The sequence below is a fragment of the Methylobacterium sp. J-092 genome, assembly GCF_022829325.1.
In the GTDB taxonomy this organism is placed as follows: Bacteria; Pseudomonadota; Alphaproteobacteria; order Rhizobiales; family Beijerinckiaceae; genus Methylobacterium.
In genome coordinates this window covers 1-1,300 of sequence record NZ_JAKSXU010000168.1, presented here as the reverse complement: position 1 = coordinate 1,300, position 1,300 = coordinate 1, and the positions used below count along the sequence as shown (strand labels likewise).

Sequence of the window (1,300 nt, the reverse complement as noted above, 5' to 3'; positions counted from 1 at the left end):
GGCGAGGTCGGTGTTGCGCACCAGCGCGCCGATGCGCAGGCCGCCCTCCGGGGTCGGCTCGATCCGGTCGAGCCCGAGCCCGTTGACGTCGACGAGGTGGGTCGGGGTCTCGATCTGCAGCTTCATCAGGTCGAGCAGGTTCCGGACCTACACCGTTATTTCCAAACGCATGACACGCTTTGCAGGTAGCAAAGGCTTTCTCTCCTGCTACGATATCACCCTCAGCATGAGCGGCCATCGGAAGAAGAATAGTTGCTAGGGCACCGACGAAAAAATGGCGCATGAATTTTCCTCGTAAAATGTTGTTAACGTCATCGCATCAGCTAAGGAAAAAGCTCGTATAACAACCTACCCGCGACGTTATGCAGGCCTTCAGTGGCGCAAATAAAGTTTCAGGGCGTATCGTCCGCGCCGACCATCCGCACGGTCGCGCCAAGCCGGCTCCAATCGAGCCCCTTCGTGACGTAGCGCTCATCTGCTCGGGCGACCTGCACGGGTACCGAAGCATGCCCCACGAAGCTCAGATTGCCTTGCACAGCCTGTTCGAGCTGCATCCGCACCGCGCCATCTGCTTGCGCGGCGAGGCCGCTCACGGTGCCGACTACGAGGATGCTGCGGGTTGGTCAGCCCCCATTGAAGTGGTCCGCCCTTTGGTGTGGCTTTTGAGCCTGGAGGACGGACGAGATGGCAAAACACCCGAAGCCCGAGGAGATCGTCGCCAAGCTACGTCAGGCGGACGCGCTGATGTCACAGGGCCAGAGCGTGGCCGATGCGATCCGCGCGCTCGGCGTGAGCTCGGTGACGTACTACCAGTGGCGGCGTGAGTTTGGCGGCCTGAAGTCAGATCAAGTTCGACGGATGAAGAGTCTTGAGACCGAGAATTCTCGGCTTCGAAAGGCCATCGCCGATTTGACGCTCGACAAGCTGATCCTGCAGGAGGCGTCCCGGGGAAACTTCTGAGCCCCGCGCGCCGACGCGCCTGTGTCGAGCACATCATGCGGACGATGACCGTCTCCGAGCGCCGTGCCTGCAGGGCGCTCGGACAGCATCGCTCGACGCAGCGCAAGGTACCGCGGGGCCGCGATGAAGAACAGGCGCTGACGGCCGATCTCGTGGCGTTGGCGGAAGAGTAGGGTCGCTATGGCTACCGAAAGAACAGCGGGGTGCTTGACGCGGCCGGATAGTTCGTGAACGACAAGCGCGTCGAGCGCATTGGCGGTCGGGAGGGTCTGAGGGTCCACGCCAGGAAGCCAACGCGGGCTGGTATGTGGGACAACCACCGCGTCGCGTCCGTCATGCC

1 protein-coding gene and 3 pseudogenes are annotated in these 1,300 nt (G+C 62.2%); 1 reads left to right on the top strand and 3 read right to left on the bottom strand.

Annotated elements, in window-relative coordinates:
- The 3 genes and pseudogenes from MKK60_RS20005 to MKK60_RS19995 all read right to left on the bottom strand — a co-directional run.
- A pseudogene (locus MKK60_RS20005) lies at positions 1 to 141 on the bottom strand (FAD binding domain-containing protein); the annotation flags it as partial.
- Positions 92 to 283 (bottom strand): annotated as a pseudogene (locus MKK60_RS28730) (hypothetical protein); the annotation flags it as partial. The pseudogenes MKK60_RS20005 and MKK60_RS28730, both read right to left, overlap by 50 nt.
- 109 nt (positions 284 to 392) lie before the next feature.
- On the bottom strand, positions 393 to 593 hold the full coding sequence (locus tag MKK60_RS19995) for a hypothetical protein (RefSeq protein ID WP_243945461.1): 201 nt from the start codon (positions 591 to 593) through the stop codon (positions 393 to 395).
- Between the two features lie 91 nt (positions 594 to 684).
- Here MKK60_RS19995 and MKK60_RS19990 point away from each other — a divergent pair.
- Positions 685 to 1,300 (top strand): annotated as a pseudogene (locus MKK60_RS19990) (transposase); the annotation flags it as partial.